A 16,630-nucleotide genomic window follows, 5' to 3' on the forward strand; every position below is an offset into this window, starting at 1 on the left:
CCCCTAATCGCGCCGGAACACCAGAGTCGTGCGTCCCAGCGTCACTCGCGTGCCGTTCTGGAGCTCGATTCTGCGTACCGGCTGGCCATTGACGAAGGTGCCGTTCGTCGAACCGAGATCGACGAGGGCCACGAGCTGGCCCTCGACGCGCAGCTCCGCATGATGCCGCGACACTCCCGGATCGACAAGACGAAGATCGCAGTCGGTGCCCCTGCCGAGCAAGGTCACCGGCGTGGTGAGCTCGTAGGAGCGGTCGCCCTGCGGGTCGTCCTGGGTGGAGACGAGCAGCCTGGGCCGCCCGTTGAAGGCCCCGGGCCTGGACGGGGGCAGGTCGCTCGCCGGCTGGCGGATCTCGTCCTGCTCGACCGTCGCGCCGCGGATGACGCCCGACCGGATGCGGAACAGGCCCACAGCCAGGTCTCCGGCGGTCTCGAAGCGCACCCGGACCGGTCCCACGAAGGAATAGCCCTGTTCCTTGGCATACTCCCTGGCGAGGTTGGCCAGTTCGTGGCTGATGCTGTCGGCGTAGACCTCAAGCCTCTCGCTGTCGGTCGTGGACAGCTCCACCACGAAGTCGTTGGGCACGAGCGTGCGGCCCTGTGCGACGATCGCCGCCCGCTCATCCATCTCCCGCTGAACCGCGCTGGCGACCTCGACCGGCTGAAGGTCAGATTTGAACGCCCGCGCAAAGGCCCCCTCAACCAAGCCTTCGAGCCTTCGCTCGAAGCGCTGAAGGACTCCCACCGGGTACCTCCCTTCTTCCCTGCATATGATCGCGGCCCCAGACGCTTCTGGCGCCCGGTTTCCGCTCGTCCCACGTGGCGGCGTCGTGACGCTCGTTGCCAGTCGCGCCCAGCTCCTCCGCTTCCGTGTCTTCTGCGATCGTATCCGGGTTCAGTACCAGTGGCTGTTCCGTGCTACTGTTTCTCCGCACCCACAAACGGGCGGGTGGCGGAACGGCAGACGCGCACGGTTCAGGTCCGTGTGTCCGAAAGGACGTGAGGGTTCAAATCCCTCCTCGCCCACTTGGTGACTAGGGGATCCTTGGTCGCCGGCCTTACAGGCCGGCTTCCTCGGGTCCCCTCGTCATATCTGCCCGGGGGATAACCCCCGGACCCCCAGGGGGACAAGCTTCGGGGGATTCTCCCCCGGGCCCCCGTTCATGGTGGTTGCCCTCTCGCCTCTTTTGGACTGGCCCACCGTTTCGTACCGTGTCTTGGTTCGCAAGGGTCCTGTGGTTTCTTTCTTGTGACGTGGCTCAAACGACTTTAGATCGGGGTCCTTGCAGGGGGCTTTCGGGTGGCTTGCGTGATTTAGGTCACATTGGTTTGGTGGGCGGGTTCGGGTGATCCTGGGGGCTACGGCAAACTGTGGCCGCTGGGTTCCGTTCAGGGGGGTTGCCGCTCATGGATGACTCGATGGTTCAGTTGCTCACGCCCTCCGGCGAGCGCGTGGAGCATCCGGAATATCCGTTGCTTATCTCGGATGATGAGATTCGCAGTCTTTATCGGGATCTCGTGGTCGTCCGGCGGATCGACTCCGAGGCTGTCGCGCTCGCGCGGCAGGGGGAGCTGGGGCTGTGGACGTCCCTGCTCGGTCAGGAGGCCGCCCAGGTCGGTTCCGGGCGAGCCGTCGGCGATCTGGACGCCGTCTTCCCCTCGTACCGGGAGCACGGGGTCGCCTACTGCCGCGGGATGGACCCGCTCGACGTGGTCGCCATGTGGCGGGGCGTCAACCACGGCGGCTGGGACCCGGCCCGGCACAACTTCTTCCTCTACACGATCGTGATCGGGACCCAGGCGCTGCACGCCACCGGATACGCGATGGGCATGCAGCGCGACGGCGTCATCGGCACCGACAAGGCCGGGGCGACCATCGCCTACTTCGGCGACGGCGCCACGTCCCAGGGCGACGTGAACGAGGCGTTCGTCTTCGCGGGGGCCTGCCACGCGCCGATCGTGTTCTTCTGCCAGAACAACCAGTGGGCCATCTCCGAGCCGCAGGAGCGCCAGTCGCGCATCCCGCTGTACCGCAGGGCCGAGGGCTTCGGCTTCCCCGGCGTCCGGGTCGACGGGAACGACGTGCTGGCCTGCCTCGCGGTCACCCGCAAGGCGCTGGCGGACGCGCGGTCAGGGCAGGGGCCCACGCTCGTCGAGGCGTTCACGTACCGGATGGGGGCGCACACCACCTCCGACGACCCCACCCGCTACCGGGCCAAGGACGACGTGGAGGCATGGCGGCGGCGCGACCCCATCGAGCGGGTCAGGGCGTACCTGACCGCGGCCGGCACCGGGGAGGACTTCTTCGACGAGGTCGAGGCCGACGCCGCCAAGATCGGGGCCGAGCTGCGGAGGCGCTGCCTCGAACTGCCCGACCCCGTCCCTTCTGCGATGTTCGACCACGTCTACGCCGAGCCGCACGCGCTGATCGAGTCCGAGCGGGCCCAGCACGCCGCCTACCTCGACGGGTTCGCCGCCGGGGAGTAGGCGCGCGAGGCGGCCTTGGTGTCCAGGAGCTCGCCCAGCAGGTCCGTGAGGCTCACCATGCCGATGACCGCGCCGCCCTGGCCGGTGACCAGCGCCAGGTGCGCACGGGCTTCCTGAAGGGCCGTCACGGCCTCGGGGACCTGCGTGACGCAGGCGAGCCTCGGCAGCGGCCTGGCCAGTTCCCCGGCCGTCAGCGTGGGCTGCAGGAGGGCGTCGCGGGCGTGCAGGACGCCCTCGATCCCGGCGGGGCCGCCCACCAGCAGCCGCAGGTGGCCACTGCCCGCCGCCCTGGCCCTGATCTGGGCCGCTCCGGCGGTCGGGAGCACCTTGACGGCCCGGTCGATCGGGACCATCAGGCGCTCGATGCCCTCGGCCTGGAGCCGCAGCGCGCGGGTGAGCAGGTCGTGCTCCTCGCGGTCGAGCAGGCCCATCCGGCCCGACTCGCCCACCAGCATGGCGAGCTGCCGGGGAGTGCGGGTGGTGGCCAGCTCGTCACGCGGCTGCACGCCGAAGAGCCGCAGTATGAGGTTGGTCAGCGCGTTCAGCGACGACAGCAGCGGGCGCATGAGCTGCGTGAACCCGCGGAACGGCAGCGTCAGGACCAGCGCCGCCCGCTCGGGGTGCGTCAGCGCCCACGACTTGGGCGCCATCTCGCCCACCACCATGTGCAGGAACGTCACCAGCGCCAGCGCGATCGTCAACGCGATCGGCATGCGCAACGACTCCGGCACGCCGACGGCCGCGAAGGCCGGCTCCAGGAAGTGCTCGATGGCGGGCTCGGTGACCTGGCCCAGGCCCAGCGTGCACAGCGTGATGCCGAGCTGCGCGCCGGCCAGCATGAGCGAGAGCTGACGCCCGCCGCCCACGGCCGACTTGGCCGCGACCCTGACCAGGCGGTTGCCGCCCGAGGCCATCTCCTCCAGGCGGTGCCGTCTGGCGGAGACGAACGCGAACTCGGCGGCCACGAACAGCGCGTTGAAGAACAGCAGCGCGAGGCTGATGAGGATCATCGTCATCGGGACGCCTCCGCGTGCTGCACGGGCGCGAGCCGCACCCATTCGGGGACCCGGCGGTTGAGCGACATGACGGTCAGCTCCGCCAGGTGCTCGGCCGCGTCGTCGGCGAACGGGTCGGTGTCCCCCTCGATCGGTACGGTCACCACGTCGCCGGGGTCGGGCATCCGGCCCAGCCGGGCCAGCACCAGGCCGGCGAGGGTGTCGTAGTCGTCGCTCTCCGGCAGCGCGACGCCGGTCGCGCGCTCGACCTCGTCGAGCCTGAGCCAGCCGGGCACCTCCCAGACGCCGCCGGGACGCTCGACGGCGCCCGCCGGCTCGGGGTCGTTCTCGTCGACGAGCTCGCCGACCAGCTCCTCGGCCAGGTCCTCGACGGTCAGCACGCCGGCCAGGCCGCCGTACTCGTCGATGACGCAGACGATGTCGTCGTTGGCCGCGCGCATCCGGTCGAGCACGGCCGGCAGCGGCAGCGAGTCGGGCACCAGCAGCGCGGGACGGGTGACGCTGCCGACCAGGCCCTCGTCCAGGCCGGACTCCAGCAGTTCGCGCACGCCCGTCACGCCCACCACGTCGCCGTCGTCGCCGACCACGGGGTAGCGGGAGTGGCCGCGTTCGCGCATGACGTCAAGCAGGTCGGAGATGGGCTGGGAGTCGCGCAGCGCCACCACGCGGGGGCGCGGCACCATGATCTCCTCGGCGTTGTGGTCGCCGAACTCCAGGGCGCGCTCCAGCAGCTCCGAAAGCCTCGGGGGCAGCTCGCCCGCCTGGGTCGACTCCTCGATGATCCGGGACAGCTCCTCCGGGGTCGCGCCGTGCTCGACCTCCTCGACCGGCTCGATGCCGACGCGGCGCAGGAGCCCGGTGGCGGCGGAGTCGAACAGCTTGACGACCGGTCCCACGACCGCCAGGTAGACCAGCGTGGACCCGGCCAGGAACTTGGCCACGGTCTCGGGCCTGGCGATGCCGAGGTTCTTCGGCGCCAGCTCGCCGAGCACCATCTGCACCACGGTCGCCACGAACACACCGGCGGCCACGGACAGTCCCGTGATCGCGGCGTCGGGCAGGCCCGTGGTGCCGAGCCAGGGCCGTACCAGGACGGCGATGGCGGGCTCGGCCAGGAAACCGACGAGCAGGGCCGTGACGGTGATGCCGAGCTGGGCGCCCGAGAGCATGAACGAGAGCCGGGAGGTCACCTGCAGCGCCTTTTCGGCCGCAGGGTCACCGGCGGCGGCCTGCTCGCGCAGGAGACCCCGGTCGGCGGCGACGAAGGCGAACTCCTGGGCGACGAAGTAGCCGGTGGCGGCGGTGAGGAGGAAAAGGGCCAGCAGGCCGAGATAGGCGCTCACCAGAGTGAGCCCTCAGAGGAACCCGTGCCGAGGCACGGGCCAAGACTCCACGAGTCCGGAGCGGACACGATCATCCCTTCGATAGAGGTCGTCCATAACGCTAACGACGCAGTCCGCGTCTATGTTTCCGCAGTGACTCTCCGCTAGTTCTGTGTACTTGTCCGTGGGAGAAACTTGGTGAGATGTCTTCACTGCAAGGGGGTTGGACGTAGCGTCTATGGCAAATCGAAGGGAAGAAGGCGAAGTGTCTGAGGACGACCGTACGCGGGCCATGCGCTCGCCGGGCGACGGCCGCCCGCTGCCACCGAGGCCCGGCGACGGTCCCCGCTCCGGTGGCGCACCCGCCCACCAGGTTCCGCCGGGCGTGCCGAACGCGCCCACCCACAAGCTGCCCGCCTACTCCGACGAGCAGCAGTCCCCGCCGCCTCCCAGATCGGGCGGCAAGGTCTACGGGCGGGAGCGCGCCGGGAACAGCCCGGTCAAACCGCTCAGGTCGTCGGACGACGAGCCCACGCCGGAGGGGCCGCGCGGGCCCAGAAGGCCACGGGTGCGCGGCAGGACCGTGCTGAAGATCGTCGCCGGCCTGGTCGCGCTGCTCCTGGTGGCGGCCGTGGGCCTGTTCTTCTGGGTCGACTCCAGACTGGCGGGCATCGACGGCGTGCTCGACGAGTACGAGGGCCGTCCCGCCGACACACCCGGCACCAACTGGCTGCTGGTCGGCTCCGACAGCCGCAAGGGCCTGACCGCGGCCCAGCGCAAGAAGCTGGCCACCGGGCGCGCGGTCGGGCAGCGCACCGACTCGATGATGCTGCTGCACATCTCCGACAACGGCGACAAGCCCACCCTGGTCAGCCTGCCGCGCGACTCGGCCGTGACCATCCCGGGGCGGGGACGCGACAAGCTCAACGCGGCGTACGCGTCCGGCGGGCCGAAGCTGCTGGTGCGCACGGTCGAGACCGTCACCGGTGTGCACGTCGACAACTACATGGAGATCGGCTTCGCCGGGTTCGTGGGCATCGTGGACGCCGTCGGCGGCGTCGAGATCAACGTCCGGGCCGACGTGGACGACCCCAAGGCCGGGCTCAAGCTGAAGAAGGGCAAGCAGGTGCTCAACGGCTCCCAGGCCCTCGGCTACGTGCGGACCCGCAAGGGCGGCGCGCTGCCGGACTTCGAGCGCACCAAGCGGCAGCGGCAGTTCCTCGGCGCGGTGGTGAAGAAGGCCGCCAGCCCCGGTGTGCTGATCAACCCGTTCACGTCGATCCCGCTGGCCATGAGCGCCACGGACGCCGTCGAGGTGGACTCGAGCACGGGCGCGTTCGACATGCTCTCGCTGGGGCTGGCCATGGGCGACAGCCCGGTCACGACCGTGGTGCCGTTCGGCGGGAACGAGATCGTCGCGGGCGGCGGCGCGGCGGTCAAGTGGGACCGGCTCAAGGCGCTGGCCCTCTTCGACGCCCTGAAGGCCGACAAGCCGGTGCCGAAGGAGATCGTGGACGCGGGCTGACCCGCCCCCTGAGGCGCGCTCCCGGCGCGCCTCACAGGACCGCGGATCAGCTCGTGGCGGCGACGGTCGCGGCGGTGGTGGTGGTGAGGATGACGGCCGCGGTGATGGCGCTGATCGTCTTGGCGACCGCCTGGCCGGCCCACTCGCCCTCGGCGATCTCCTTGACGCGCCCGCGGTCGGCGCCGGGGAACGCCTTGAGGTCGAGCTTCGCGGCGTACATGATCGCGATCAGGGTGGCCGTGCGCTGGTCGGGCTCGGCGCCGGCGAGGACGGCCGTCACGCGTTCGCGCACGTCGGCCTCCACCTGAGGGTCGGACTCCGGCCAGCGGGTGGTCGGGAAGATCCCCAGGACCTTCCTGCGCTCCTCGGCCAGCACGCCCGACTCGGCGAGCCTGGTGAGCAGCCGCCGGCGCAGCTTGCCCGACTGCAACCGCTGCACCCACCACGCGGGCTTCCTGGCCTTGCCGTCCTCGGCCATGCGGGCGAGGGCGGCGTCGAGCTCCTCGTCGCCCAGCGGGGCCGGGTCCTTGACCGTCACCTTGTCGTCGGCCAGTTCCACGCGGCCCGCGGCGGCCAGCTCGGCGAGGATCGCGCCGCCGAGCGCGGGGTCGAGCTGGATGCCCCCGATGAGCTGCCTGCCTTCCTCCTCGCCGTAGGCGAGCAGGAGGAGTTCTTCGGCGATCGTCACGGTCATGCCTCGACACTAACCTCCCAGCATGAGCATCTCGGAAAGACTTCACGCGATCGGACGTCCGCTGCTCCAGGCGCAGCTCGACCATCCCACGGTGGCCGGGATCGGGCGTGGCGACCTGCCGGAGCCGGTCTTCCGGTCCTGGCTGGAGCAGGACTACCTGTACCTGCTCGACTACGTGCGGGTGTTCTCCAGGCTGGCCTGGCAGGCGCCGGACGGGCATCTGGGGGACCTGGTGGATCTGGCGCACGCGACGTACCACGACGAGTTGCGCCTGCATCGGTCGTTGTCGGCGGAGTTCGGGGCCGACCTGGACAACGCGGTGAAGGGGCCGGCGTGTGTGGCGTACACGGCGTTCCTGTTGGAGGCGGCGGGGTCTTATGGGGAGGGGCTGGCCGCGCTTTATCCGTGCATGTGGGGATATTCGAGTCTTGGGAAGATCCTTGCGGAGAACCCGCCGGCCGAGCCGCGTTACCGGGCCTGGGTGGACACGTACGCCGATCCCGGGTTCGCGGCGCTGACCGTACGGATCGGGCAGATGATCGACGAGGCCGACCCCGACCCCGTACGGGCGGAGGCGCTGTTCACCGAGGGCATGGCCCACGAACTCGCCTTCTGGGACGTGCCGTAGTCGCGTGACGGTCCGGCGCGCGCCATACCCTGGTGGCATGCCGGAACTTCCCGAAGTGGAGTCGCTCACCCACTTCCTGCGCGAGCGGGCGGTCGGCCGTTCGATCGCGGGCGTGGACGTCGTCGCCTTCCAGGCGCTCAAGACGTTCGACCCGCCGGTCACCGCGCTCGGCGGGCTCACCGTCACGGGCGTGTCGAGGCACGGCAAGTTCCTCGACCTCGACTGCGACGGCCTGCATCTGATCATCCACCTGGCCCGCGCCGGCTGGCTGCGCTGGCGTGACGACCTGTCCGGCGCGCGGCCGGTGCGGCCGGGCAAGGGGCCGCTGGCCGTACGCGTACGGCTGGCGCCCGACGACGACGGCCTGGCCCCCGGGTTCGAGCTGACCGAGGCCGGCACGCAGAAGCGGCTGGCCGTCTACGTCACCGACAAGCCGGAGGACGTCCCGGGCGTCGCCGCCCTGGGCCCCGACCCGCTCGACGACGCCTTCACCGTCGAGGCGCTCAAGCGCATCGTGGGCGGCAACCGTGCCCAGATCAAGGGCCTGCTGCGCGACCAGAAGGTGATCGCCGGCATCGGCAACGCCTACTCCGACGAGGTGCTGCACGCCGCCAGGATGTCGCCGTTCAAGATCGCGGCGACGCTGACCGACGCGCAGATCGCCGACCTGCACGAGGCCATCGTGACGACGTTGCACGACGCCGTGGAGCGGGCGCACGGGCTGGCGGCCAAGGACCTCAAGGCGGAGAAGAAGTCCGGGCTGCGCGTGCACAACCGGGCGGGCCAGCCGTGCGACGTGTGCGGCGACACGATCCGCGAGGTGTCGTTCGCCGACTCCTCGCTCCAGTACTGCCCGACCTGCCAGACGGGCGGCAGGCCGCTCGCCGACCGGCGGATGTCGCGCCTGCTCAAGTAGGGTCCCGGGCGCGGGATGATGGAAGCATGACCGTTCCAGAGATCGAGGCCACCGCCGTTCCCGACGACGCCTACCTGCTCGACGTCCGCGAACAGGACGAATGGCTGGCCGGCCACGCCCCCGAGGCCGTGCACATCCCCATGTCGCAGATCCAGGGCCGCGTCGAGGAGGTGCCCGCCGACCGCACCGTCTACGTGGTGTGCCGGGTGGGCGGCCGGTCGATGCAGGTCACGGCGTGGCTCAACCAGCTCGGGCGCGACGCCGTCAACGTGGGCGGCGGCATGCAGTCGTGGGAGTTCGCGCGCCGTCCGATGGTCAGCGAGACCGGGCAGCAGCCGTTCGTGGCCTGAATGCCCCACTGTGGCGGTTCCGCCGCCATTGAGGCATGATGAGGGCGCCAACTGCATAGTCGCGGGAGCTCGGGGTGCCGGGCTGAGAGGGCAGCAACACAGCCGCTGCCGACCGCCTGAACCTGTCCGGGTAATGCCGGCGTAGGGAGTGTGCGATGACGCATGTCGTCGACGAAGTTCCGCTGACCCTTGACGGCGCGCCCCCCAAGACCCTCGGCGTCCTCGACCAGGGCGCGCTCTGGGCCAACCTCGGTGTCAGCCTCCTCGGTTTCTCCGGGGCGCTCATCCTGATCGACCCGCTGGGCGGCGCGCCGCTCAGCCTCGTGGCCGCGCTCACGGCCGCCGTGGTCGGCAGCCTCATCGGCACCGCCATGGTGGGCCTGTCGGCCATTCCCGGCACGCAGACCGGGCGGCCGGCGATGGTGCTGCTGCGCGGGCTGTTCGGGGCGAAGATGTCGTACGTCCCGTCCGTGCTGAACATCGTGCAGATGCTCGGCTGGGGGGCCTTCGAGCTCTGGGTGATCGCCAAGGCCGCGAACGCCATCTTCGGGGACGTCCCGTACCAGGTGTGGGTGGTGGTGGCGGGCGTGCTGACCACCGCGCTGGCCGTCTGGCCGCTCGGGTCGATCAGGCTGCTGCGCCGGTACGTGACCGTCGGCGTGATCGTGTCGCTGATCTGGTTCACCGTGTCGTTCCTGGGCGAGGCGCCGACGTACACGGGCGGGTCGTGGACGGCCTTCGCCCCGGCCGTCGACTACGTGATCGCCCTGTCGGTGTCGTGGGTGCCGATGGCCGCCGACTTCGCCAGGCACTCGCGCTCCAGCCGGGCCGCCTTCACCGGCGTCGTCGGCGGCTACACCGTCGCCCAGGTGGCCTGCCTGGCCCTCGGCGTGTACGCGGTGGCCATCGCGGGCGCCCAGGCGGTCCAGGCCGACGGCATGGTCGTGTTCCAGCCGTTCGTCGTGGCGCCGCTGGGCGCGCTGTTCTTCGGCATCCTGGTGCTGCGCGAGACCGACCAGTCCTTCGCCAACGTCTACTCCACCACCGTCTCGCTCCAGAACCTCATGCCGAAGGTCGACCGGCGGGTCGTCTCCACCGCGATCGGCGTGCTCACCACCGCGATCGCCCTGGTCGTGGACGTCACCTCCTACGGCGCGTTCCTCGGCGTGATCGGCGCGGTGTTCGTGCCGATGTTCGCGGTGCTGGCCGTCGACTACTTCGTGCTCGGCGGCGCCGCCCGCTGGAACACCGCCGAGGACGCGCCCTCGCGCTGGCTGATGCTGCTGCCGTGGGCGCTCGGCTTCGCCGCCTACTGGTTCACCACCTCGACGCCCACCGTCGCCGGCTGGGACGACTTCTGGGCGGCCGCCCGCGACGCGGTCGGCTTCACAAGGGAGACGTGGATGAACGGCGCGCTCGGCGGCGCGCTCGTCGCCGCCCTGGTGACCCTGCTGATCGGTGGGCTGACCGGTGGGCTGACCAGGGGCCTGCGCCGGTCAGCGGGCCGTTGAGACGCGGCGCTCGATGTTGAGCAGGTGCTGCTTGGCGGCCACGCCTCCGGCGTAGTCGCCGAGCTCGCCGTCCTCACGGACCACCCGATGGGAGGGCACGATCACGCAGACGGGGTTGGCGCCGACCGCGTTGCCGACCGCGCGCAGCGCGCGCGGCCGTCCGATGCTCGCGCCGATCTCCTCGTACGTCGTGGTCGTGCCGTAGGGGACGGCCATGGTCTTCTGCAGCACGCTACGGGCGAACGGCGTGGCCAGCGCGAGGTCGACCGGCGTGGCGAACGTGCGCAGCCGCCCGGAGAAGTACGCGTCGAGCTCCCGGCGCACCGGGTCGAGACGGCGGGCGTCGGGCCCGATGAACGTGCCGACCTCCTTGGCCACCCGCTCGTACACGACGTTCTCGGACTCGAAACTGCAGGCCGCGATGCCTTTCCCGGTGACCGCCAGGACCAGCCTGCCCACGGCGCCGTCGTAGGTGCCGAACGCGATGTGCGGCGGGCCCTCGCCCTTGTAGGTGTTGGAGGTCACTCTCAGCAGGGCATCGAGGTCGCTGCTCGACATGCCTCTCACCCGTTTCAGCCACCGGAATCTTCGTGAGCGCAGCGTATCGGACGGATCGCCCGTCAGACCCACCACGCCACGTGCACTATGGAGGTGTGGGGGACACATGGGTCGGCAGTGACGAGGAGATCGCTCGCGCTGTGCTCGCCGGTTCCCCCAACGCCGTGGTGGCGCTCGACCGCGACCAGAGCGTGCTGGTCTGGAACGCGGCGGCCGAGCAGCTGTTCGGCTGGACGGCCGCCGAGATGCTGGGGCGCCGGGCGCCGATCGTCCCCGACGAGCTGACCGCCGAGCACAACGCGGTGCTGGAGCGCGTACGGACCGGGGGGCAGGTGTCGTTGCGCACCAAGCGCGTCCACAAGGACGGCGGCGCGCTCGACCTGCGGGTGGACATCAACGCCCTGCGCCTGGGCAACTCCGTGGTCGGCTACGTCTGCGTCCACCATCCCGCCCGGGCCGACGAGGTGGCCGGGCTGCGCATGGAACGCCGGGCCAGGCTGGTGCGCCGGCTCACCGACGTGGTCGGCGACATCAACTCCGAGCTGGAGCTGCCGGCCGTGCTCGACCGGATCTCGGCCAGCCTGACCGAGCTGACGGGCGCGGACGCGGGCGGCTTCGTGCTGATCGAGGGGGAGCGGCTGCGGCTGGTCAGCACGTACCGGCTGCCGGAGACGCTCAGGGGCACCACCACCGGCCTGCGGACGAGCCTGGTGGACAAGCTCTTACGCACGGGCAAGACCGTGATGCTGGAGTCCCACGGGCTCGACGACCTGGTGTGGGCCAGGCTCAACGGGCTGCACACGATCGCGCTCGGCCTGGCCGCGGTCGGCGGACGCCCCTACGGCGCCCTCTACGCGCTGTTCGCCGGGGCCGCCCCCGGGCACCTGGAGCTGGAGCTCCTCGAACTGCTGGCCGGGCACGCCGGCATCGCGGTCGGCAACGCGGTGGCCTACCAGGAGGCGGTACGGCAGCGGGCGCACGAGCGGGCCGTGTTCGACGCCAGCGCCGACGGCATCGCCGTGCTGGACGACGCCGGCCGGGTCGTGCGCTGGAACCCCGCCGCGGCCGAGCTGACCGCCTTCCCGGCCGACGTCGTGATCGGCGGGCCGCCGCCGTTCCCGCTGCCCAGCCCCGGGGAGAAGCTGACGTTCCAGATGGAGAACGGCCGGTGGCTGGACGTGGTGAGCGCGAAGATCGAGGAGACCGGCGAGGTCGTCATCGACTTCCGCGACGTCACCCAGGCCAAGGAGCTGGAGGAGGCCAAGGACCTCTTCCTGGCCACGACCAGCCACGAGCTGCGAACGCCGATCACGATCGTGCGCGGGTTCGCCAGCACGCTCGACGCGCGCTGGGACAAGATGAGCGACTCCGAACGGCGCTCGGCCGTGCACACGATCGCCGAGCGGGCCGGCTCGCTGGGTCAGCTCATGGACCATCTCCTGCTGGGGGCCAGGGCGGGCGCGGACGAGCTGGCGGTGCGGATCGAGGCGTTCGACCTCGCCGCCCGCATCCACGCCGCCACGCTCGGCCTTCCCGTGTTGTCCGACCGCCACCGCGTCGAGGTCCGCATTCCGGACGAATTGCCCCCGGTGCTGGGCGACGCCCTGGCAACCGACATCGTTTTGGGGCAATTGCTGGAGAACGCGTTTAAATATTCCCCAATGGGTGGATTGATCTGTGTTGAGGCTTGGTCCGAGGGCGACGACGTGGTCGTAGTGGTGGATGACGAGGGGGTCGGAATCTCACCGCCTGACCGCGAACGGATCTTTGAGCGCTTCGTCCAGGTGGACAGCGGGGACCGGAGGCGCTTTGGTGGAGTGGGGCTCGGGCTCTATATCGTGCGCGGTCTGGCCAGGGCGCAGGGGGGAGAAGTGAGTGCTCAACCGAGGTCCGGAGGGGGTACGAGGATGCGGTTGGTGCTGAGGCGCGCTTCCACTATCCGATCCGACACACCGATGCGGTAACGAGGTGGTCACAGTTGAGCTGATCTATCGTCCAATGTGTACAAGCTGTGATCGAGATGCGGTTTCTGCGATTGGCTAACGGGGCATTTCGGTCGTACCGGGGAGTGTTCCCGCGGGGGGCACAGGGAACGGGGAGGTGGGTGTGTCAAGCGTGGTGCTGCTGCCGTACGCGCCGTCCAGCGTCGCCGTCGCCCGCCAGCGTCTGAGCACTGACCTGCAGGATTGTGGGGTCTACACCGCCGCGATCGACGATGCCGTGCTGGTGGTGAGCGAGTTGCTGAGCAACGCGCTGCGGCACGCGCATCCGCTGCCTTCAGGCATGGTGAGGGTCGCCTGGATGCGTAGCGACGATCACATCGAGGTGGCGGTGAGCGACGGGGGTGCGGCGACAGAGCCGCGGGCGGGCCGCCCGACCCTGTCTTCGCTCGGGGGCCGGGGGCTGGGAATCGTCGAATACGTGGCTGAGAGCTGGGGGGTTCGTCACGACGGGGACACGACGACCGTGTGGGCCATCCTGCCCGCACCCAACGGCGCGTCGGTGAACGGGCAGGTCGCGGCCCTGAAGGAGGCCGGTTAGGCGGCCCTGGCCGCTAGCACGGCCCGTTCGGTGACGGCCCATGCCGTGGAGACCACGAGGTACAGGCCGCCCGCCAGGGGGAGCACGAGCGCGGCCAGCGCCGAGCCGTACGGAAGCAGCGGCATGACCTTCCGCAGCAGCTCCGGCTGGTCCTCCGAGACCTTGATCGAGCGTGCCGACAGCCATGCCAGCAGCACGAGCCCCGCGATCACGACGACGAAGACCGAAACCGGCCAACTGATCAGACCGAAATTGGCCACCACACCCGCGATCTGCTGCCCCAGCGGAGCTCCGAACAGCGTGTGCCCGGCCAGCGCGGTCGGATGCGTGGCCACCCTGAACATCAGCCACATGAACGGCAATTGCGCCAGCATCGGCAAGATCCCCGCGAACGGCGACGTGCCTTCCCGGGCGTACAGCGCGGTCAGCTCCTTGGACAACCGCTCGGGATCGCGTCCGTGACGCTTCTGCAGCTCCCGCAGCTCCGGCGCGAGCCGCTGCTTGACCCGGTTGGTACGCGCCTGGCGCACGTTGAGCGGCAGCAGGGCCAGGCGTACGGCGAGGGTGAACAGCACGATGGCGAGCGCCGCGTGACCCCCGGACACGCCGATGACGAACGTGACAAGTGAATCGATCATGAGCCCTTCAGACATGACGACGGATCAGGGCTCACAGGTGATGAGCCCCGCTTGACCGGAAGCGGGGCTCGGCTAAGGCGCTCGTGGACGCGGGCGTCCGGCCGCGTCGGGATCGCGCAGCCGCTGGAAGGCCGTGCGGCGCGCGTAGGACAGCGGGAAGCCGGAGTGCTCACCGCCGAGTGCGGGCAGCAACGTGGCTGCCCACGTGGCCAGCAGGAGGATCGCCATCATGGTGATCCCCACCAGCCACGGATCGAACAGGAACGACGTCACTGTGACGAACGGGACTTACCGACGATGGTGACCGCGATGAAGACGATCAGTGCGACCACACCGACGATCAGGACGAGCTTGAACAGACCTGCCAGCAGGGGCAGAACGAAGGTGAACAGCACGAAGAGACCGAGGATGGCCCCTAAAACGAGCATGACGACTCTACTCATGAGGCCACCGTACGTCCTCCGAGGATGATCCGCGAGGCTTACGAAGCTGTGACGTACATGTCCCCTACGTGGGGCTCAGCCGTACGGTGAGACGGTGAACACCCGCATCCTGGTGGTCGACGACGATCCGACCGTGTCCGAGGTCGTGGCGCGCTATCTGGAGCGCGACGGGCACGAGGTCGAGTGCGTGGACGACGGCGCCGAGGCGTTGCGCAGGGCGCTGGCCGATCCGCCCGACCTCATGGTGCTCGACCTGATGCTGCCCAGGATCGACGGCCTCCAGGTGTGCAGGAAGCTCAGGGAGCGGTGGCCGGTCCCGGTGATCATGCTGACCGCGCTCGGCGAGGAGATCGACCGCGTGGTCGGCCTGGAGACCGGGGCCGACGACTACGTGACGAAGCCGTTCAGCCCGCGGGAGCTGGCGTTGCGCGTCCAGTCGGTGCTGCGCCGGGCGCGGGGGGCGTCCGTCACGGCCGGGACCGGCGTGCTGCGCGACGGCGATCTCGTCGTCGACGTCGGGGCCCACGAGGTGCTGCTGGGCGGCCATCGGGTGCTGCTGACGGCCAGGGAGTTCGACCTGCTGGCCTACCTCATGCGCAACCCGCGGCAGGCGTTCAGCCGGTCGGCGCTGCTCGACCAGGTGTGGGGCTGGTCGTTCGGCGACTCCTCGACCGTGACCGTGCACGTGCGGCGGTTACGGGAGAAGATCGAGGCGGACCCGACGCAGCCGCGGCGGATCGTCACGGTCTGGGGCGTCGGATACCGGTACGAGCCACTGGAGATCGCGCGGTGACACCCGCCGAGCCGTGTCTGCTGGAGACGTGCCCGGAGGTCGTGGTGTCCGTGAGCGAGCTGCCCATGGTGGTGGCCGTCTCGGCGGTGCTGGGGCTGCTGGTCGCGGCCGCCGGCGTGTGGGCGATGGGACGGCTGCGGACCAGGTCGATCGGGGTGATGCTGGCCGTCGTCGTGGTGGTCGCCGTGGCGGCGACGCTGGCGGGCGTGGTCGCGATCACCATGAAGATGATCATCGAGGGTGCGGTCAAGGACTTCGTGCTCAGCGTGGTCGCGGTGGGCGGCCTGGTGGGGCTCGGGGTGGCGTTCGTGCTGGCCAGGCGGGTGGTGGGCGAGAGCAGGCGGCTGGTGGCGGCCGTGCGGGAGGTGCCGTTCAGGGCGCCGCAGGGGTTGCCGGCCGAGCTCCAGGAGATCGCCGGCACCCTTGAGGAGGCGTACGCGCGGGAACGCGCCCTGGAGGGCGCGCGCCGGGAGCTGGTCGCCTGGGTGAGCCACGACCTGCGCACGCCGCTCGCCGGCCTGCGGGCCATGGCCGAGGCCCTGGAGGACGGGGTGGTGGCCGACCCCGCGACGGTCACGCGCTACCACGCCCAGATCAAGCTGGAGGTCGAACGGCTCTCGGCCATGGTGGACGACCTGTTCGAGCTGTCGCGGATCCACGCGGGCGCGTTGCGGCTCTCGCGGGCCAGGATCGGGCTCGCCGACCTCGTGGCCGACACGCTGGCCGGGGTCGAGCCGCTGGCCAGGGCCAAGGGGGTGGTGCTCACGGCGGAGGCGGCGGGGGCCGTGCCCGTGGAGGTCGACGCGGCCGCGCTGGGCCGGGCCCTGCGGAACCTGGTCGTCAACGCCGTCCGGCACACGCCCTCTGACCGGGCCGTGGTGCTGCGGGCCGCGGTGGACGGGCAGGGGATGGCCTGTCTGTCGGTGGCCGACGGTTGCGGGGGGATTCCCGAGGAGGATCTGCCTCGGGTGTTCGAGGTGGCGTTCCGGGGGGAGGCCGCGCGTACGCCCACCGCCGACGGCGGCGCCGGGCTCGGGCTGGCGATCGCCCAGGGGATCGTCGAGGCGCACGATGGGATGATCGGGGTGGTCAACGAAGGACCGGGGTGCCGGTTCGAGATCCGCCTGCCCCTGGTGCCCGGAAGTTGACGTTCCCGCACGGTGTCCTGCCTCGATCTTCCGCTTGTGGCTCCGCTCCTCGATCGTGGGC

The 16,630-nt window shown here is 70.5% G+C and carries 18 protein-coding genes, 1 tRNA gene and 1 riboswitch; of the genes, 11 read left to right on the forward strand and 8 right to left on the reverse strand.

Annotation, left to right across the window (positions count from 1 at the left end):
* Nucleotides 1-3: 3 nt before the first annotated feature.
* Nucleotides 4-744 (reverse strand): FhaA domain-containing protein, encoded by a 741-nt coding sequence (locus ACWCSU_RS19090; protein WP_125640997.1) that lies wholly within the window; start codon nucleotides 742-744, stop codon nucleotides 4-6.
* 198 nt (nucleotides 745-942) lie between these two features.
* Here ACWCSU_RS19090 and ACWCSU_RS19095 point away from each other — a divergent pair.
* Nucleotides 943-1,025, forward strand: a tRNA-Leu gene (locus ACWCSU_RS19095).
* A gap of 381 nt (nucleotides 1,026-1,406) precedes the next feature.
* Nucleotides 1,407-2,486 carry a pyruvate dehydrogenase (acetyl-transferring) E1 component subunit alpha gene (pdhA, locus tag ACWCSU_RS19100; RefSeq protein WP_449936353.1) on the forward strand — a complete coding sequence of 360 codons (1,080 nt, stop codon included), beginning with the start codon at nucleotides 1,407-1,409 and terminating at the stop codon, nucleotides 2,484-2,486.
* Here pdhA and ACWCSU_RS19105 read toward each other — a convergent pair.
* Together ACWCSU_RS19105 and ACWCSU_RS19110 are read right to left on the reverse strand one after the other, a co-directional pair.
* The gene (locus tag ACWCSU_RS19105; RefSeq protein WP_357693132.1) at nucleotides 2,456-3,502 is read right to left on the reverse strand and encodes a hemolysin family protein; all 1,047 of its coding nucleotides are present in this window, start codon (nucleotides 3,500-3,502) and stop codon (nucleotides 2,456-2,458) included. The two genes, pdhA and ACWCSU_RS19105, sit on opposite strands and share 31 nt — an antisense overlap.
* The gene (locus ACWCSU_RS19110; RefSeq protein WP_357693130.1) at nucleotides 3,499-4,845 is read right to left on the reverse strand and encodes a hemolysin family protein; all 1,347 of its coding nucleotides are present in this window, start codon (nucleotides 4,843-4,845) and stop codon (nucleotides 3,499-3,501) included. Before ACWCSU_RS19110 ends, ACWCSU_RS19105 begins: the two co-directional genes overlap by 4 nt.
* 244 nt (nucleotides 4,846-5,089) lie before the next feature.
* Between ACWCSU_RS19110 and ACWCSU_RS19115 the strand changes: the two genes are divergently transcribed.
* Nucleotides 5,090-6,349 (forward strand): LCP family protein, encoded by a 1,260-nt coding sequence (locus tag ACWCSU_RS19115; protein WP_449936355.1) that lies wholly within the window; start codon nucleotides 5,090-5,092, stop codon nucleotides 6,347-6,349.
* 46 nt (nucleotides 6,350-6,395) lie between these two features.
* On the opposite strand, the gene ACWCSU_RS19120 is transcribed toward ACWCSU_RS19115, so the two are convergent.
* The gene (locus ACWCSU_RS19120) at nucleotides 6,396-7,043 is read right to left on the reverse strand and encodes a GOLPH3/VPS74 family protein (protein ID WP_449936357.1); all 648 of its coding nucleotides are present in this window, start codon (nucleotides 7,041-7,043) and stop codon (nucleotides 6,396-6,398) included.
* 22 nt (nucleotides 7,044-7,065) lie between these two features.
* Here ACWCSU_RS19120 and ACWCSU_RS19125 point away from each other — a divergent pair, with 22 nt between their 5' ends.
* From ACWCSU_RS19125 to ACWCSU_RS19140, 4 genes are all read left to right on the forward strand, one after another.
* Nucleotides 7,066-7,671 (forward strand): TenA family protein, encoded by a 606-nt coding sequence (locus ACWCSU_RS19125; protein ID WP_449936358.1) that lies wholly within the window; start codon nucleotides 7,066-7,068, stop codon nucleotides 7,669-7,671.
* Nucleotides 7,672-7,708: 37 nt separating this feature from the next.
* Nucleotides 7,709-8,587: an Fpg/Nei family DNA glycosylase gene (locus ACWCSU_RS19130; RefSeq protein ID WP_357693122.1), complete on the forward strand. Its 879-nt coding sequence runs from the start codon at nucleotides 7,709-7,711 to the stop codon at nucleotides 8,585-8,587.
* 26 nt (nucleotides 8,588-8,613) lie between these two features.
* Entirely contained in the window at nucleotides 8,614-8,937 is a 324-nt protein-coding gene (locus tag ACWCSU_RS19135) for a rhodanese-like domain-containing protein (protein ID WP_357693120.1), read from the forward strand.
* A gap of 51 nt (nucleotides 8,938-8,988) precedes the next feature.
* Nucleotides 8,989-9,102, forward strand: a riboswitch (TPP riboswitch).
* Entirely contained in the window at nucleotides 9,093-10,448 is a 1,356-nt protein-coding gene (locus ACWCSU_RS19140; RefSeq protein ID WP_449936360.1) for a purine-cytosine permease family protein, read from the forward strand. Its footprint overlaps the riboswitch before it by 10 nt.
* Here the strand turns inward: ACWCSU_RS19140 and ACWCSU_RS19145 are convergent.
* Nucleotides 10,434-11,006 (reverse strand): methylated-DNA--[protein]-cysteine S-methyltransferase, encoded by a 573-nt coding sequence (locus tag ACWCSU_RS19145; protein WP_449936363.1) that lies wholly within the window; start codon nucleotides 11,004-11,006, stop codon nucleotides 10,434-10,436. The genes ACWCSU_RS19140 and ACWCSU_RS19145 overlap by 15 nt on opposite strands.
* Before the next feature lie 95 nt (nucleotides 11,007-11,101).
* Here ACWCSU_RS19145 and ACWCSU_RS19150 point away from each other — a divergent pair, with 95 nt between their 5' ends.
* Nucleotides 11,102-12,970 carry an ATP-binding protein gene (locus tag ACWCSU_RS19150; RefSeq protein ID WP_449936366.1) on the forward strand — a complete coding sequence of 623 codons (1,869 nt, stop codon included), beginning with the start codon at nucleotides 11,102-11,104 and terminating at the stop codon, nucleotides 12,968-12,970.
* A 151-nt stretch (nucleotides 12,971-13,121) separates the two neighbouring features.
* The gene (locus tag ACWCSU_RS19155) at nucleotides 13,122-13,547 is read left to right on the forward strand and encodes an ATP-binding protein (protein ID WP_357693112.1); all 426 of its coding nucleotides are present in this window, start codon (nucleotides 13,122-13,124) and stop codon (nucleotides 13,545-13,547) included.
* Here ACWCSU_RS19155 and ACWCSU_RS19160 read toward each other — a convergent pair.
* The 3 genes from ACWCSU_RS19160 to ACWCSU_RS19170 form a co-directional block, all read right to left on the reverse strand.
* Entirely contained in the window at nucleotides 13,544-14,185 is a 642-nt protein-coding gene (locus ACWCSU_RS19160; RefSeq protein WP_449936368.1) for a YidC/Oxa1 family membrane protein insertase, read from the reverse strand. The two genes, ACWCSU_RS19155 and ACWCSU_RS19160, sit on opposite strands and share 4 nt — an antisense overlap.
* 72 nt (nucleotides 14,186-14,257) lie before the next feature.
* Nucleotides 14,258-14,458, reverse strand: coding sequence for a DUF6412 domain-containing protein (locus ACWCSU_RS19165; RefSeq protein WP_357693109.1), 201 nt, complete (start codon nucleotides 14,456-14,458; stop codon nucleotides 14,258-14,260).
* Nucleotides 14,455-14,628, reverse strand: a complete 174-nt coding sequence (locus ACWCSU_RS19170; protein ID WP_357693107.1) for a hypothetical protein — start codon at nucleotides 14,626-14,628, stop codon at nucleotides 14,455-14,457. Before ACWCSU_RS19170 ends, ACWCSU_RS19165 begins: the two co-directional genes overlap by 4 nt.
* Before the next feature lie 94 nt (nucleotides 14,629-14,722).
* On the opposite strand from ACWCSU_RS19170, the gene ACWCSU_RS19175 reads away from it, so the two are divergent.
* Both ACWCSU_RS19175 and ACWCSU_RS19180 read left to right on the forward strand, forming a co-directional pair.
* The gene (locus tag ACWCSU_RS19175) at nucleotides 14,723-15,421 is read left to right on the forward strand and encodes a response regulator transcription factor (protein WP_357693105.1); all 699 of its coding nucleotides are present in this window, start codon (nucleotides 14,723-14,725) and stop codon (nucleotides 15,419-15,421) included.
* A complete protein-coding gene (locus ACWCSU_RS19180; protein WP_449936369.1) occupies nucleotides 15,418-16,569 on the forward strand; it encodes a sensor histidine kinase in 1,152 nt (383 codons plus the stop codon). Before ACWCSU_RS19175 ends, ACWCSU_RS19180 begins: the two co-directional genes overlap by 4 nt.
* Nucleotides 16,570-16,630 lie beyond the last annotated feature (61 nt).

The sequence above is a fragment of the Nonomuraea sp. NPDC001699 genome, from assembly GCF_053596455.1.